This window comes from Streptomyces carpinensis, assembly GCF_002154505.1.
Lineage (GTDB): Bacteria > Actinomycetota > Actinomycetes > Streptomycetales > Streptomycetaceae > Streptomyces > Streptomyces carpinensis.
In genome coordinates this window covers 1-1,356 of the sequence record NZ_MUBM01000482.1, presented here as the reverse complement: position 1 = coordinate 1,356, position 1,356 = coordinate 1, and the positions used below count along the sequence as shown (strand labels likewise).

At 69.7% G+C, this 1,356-nt stretch carries 2 protein-coding genes; one reads left to right on the top strand and one right to left on the bottom strand.

Going from position 1 to position 1,356, the window contains the following annotated elements:
* Window positions 1–477: SGNH/GDSL hydrolase family protein (locus tag BZY54_RS44125; RefSeq protein ID WP_143668273.1), on the bottom strand; the 477-nt coding region annotated here is incomplete at its 3' end.
* A gap of 432 nt (window positions 478–909) precedes the next feature.
* Here BZY54_RS44125 and BZY54_RS44120 point away from each other — a divergent pair.
* A partial coding sequence (locus tag BZY54_RS44120) for a tyrosine-protein phosphatase (protein WP_143668271.1) occupies window positions 910–1,356 on the top strand: 447 nt, incomplete at its 3' end.

The following is a 1,356-nucleotide window of genomic DNA, read 5'->3' as shown; positions in this document are numbered from 1 at the left end:
CCGCAGGGACCACAGGTCGAGCACGGGGCAGCCGTAGCGGTCGGCGACGGCCCGCACATGCCCGTTGTACGTGGCGATCTTGCCGCGCAGATGCTTGAGCACGGGCACGCCGCGGGTGTCGAAGCCGGTGGTGACCATGACGGTGCCGGCGGCCGAGGTGAGCCGGGCGACCGCCTTCTCGAAGCGTTCCGCCACCTCGTCCGGGTCGGTGCCGGGGCGGATGATGTCGTTGCCGCCCGCGCAGAACGAGACCAGGTCGGGGGCGAGTTCGACGGCTCGCTGGACCTGGCCCGCCACGATCTGGTCGAGCAGCTTTCCGCGCACGGCGAGGTTGGTGTACTGGAAGTCGCCCTCGGGCCGCCGGTCGGCGAGCAGGACGGCGAACCGGTCGGCCCAGCCGACGAACGCCCCGTCGGGGCCGGGGTCGCCGACGCCCTCGGTGAAGCTGTCCCCCACCGCCACGTACGACCCGATCACTGATCTGCTGTCACTCTTCGAATCGTCTGCCACGTCGGCCCATCATTCACCTCCGAATGTGACCTACGCGACCGTAGGCAAGGGTTGACTGGCGGTGAGATAAGCCACTCGACATCATCACCCCGGTCGGGAATATTTCGATTCGACCGTCTTTCATTTTCGATTCGCCGAGCGCCCGCCGGAATTGCCTGCCCCGAGGGGCGACGGGTGACGAACGGTCACCGTTATGACCCACCTCACGCCCGGTCCCCCAGCGCCCTTCGTTCCGGGTCGAGTTCCGACCAGGACCGCGATTCGGGCGGAAGGGCCGGAGTGACGGTGGTGGATGTCCGCCGCTACGAAGCCGCCGTTGGCCCCGGGCGACCATGTCGTATCGTCGAGGTCGCGCCCGCCGACGAGCCGTGACGGTGGGGCCCAGAGGGAGGAGTCCTCGTGACGCAGCAGGTCCCGTCGACCGAGCCGGAGCTGGCCGGCGTGCGCAACTTCCGTGATGTGGGCGGGCTGCCGACCGTGGACGGACGGCGGGTACGGCACGGGGTGCTGTTCCGCAGCGGCCACCTCGCGCACGCGACCGAGAAGGACGCGGCCTTCCTCGCCTCCCTGGGCCTGCACACGATCTTCGACTTCCGCAACGCGGCCGACAAGAAGCTCGAGGGGCCGGACGTCGAGCTGCCGGGCGTGCGCAACGTGAATCTGCCGCTGAGCGACCCGGCGGACGGCGCCGAGTTCTGGAAGATGGTCCGTGACGGCGACCTCGACCAGCTGCGGGCGATCCTCGCCGACGGCAAGGGCGCGGACCGGATGGTCGCCTCCTACCGCACGATGATCAAGGAGCGCACCGGCGAGCACTCCCGGGTGCTGCACGCCCTCGCGGAGGAC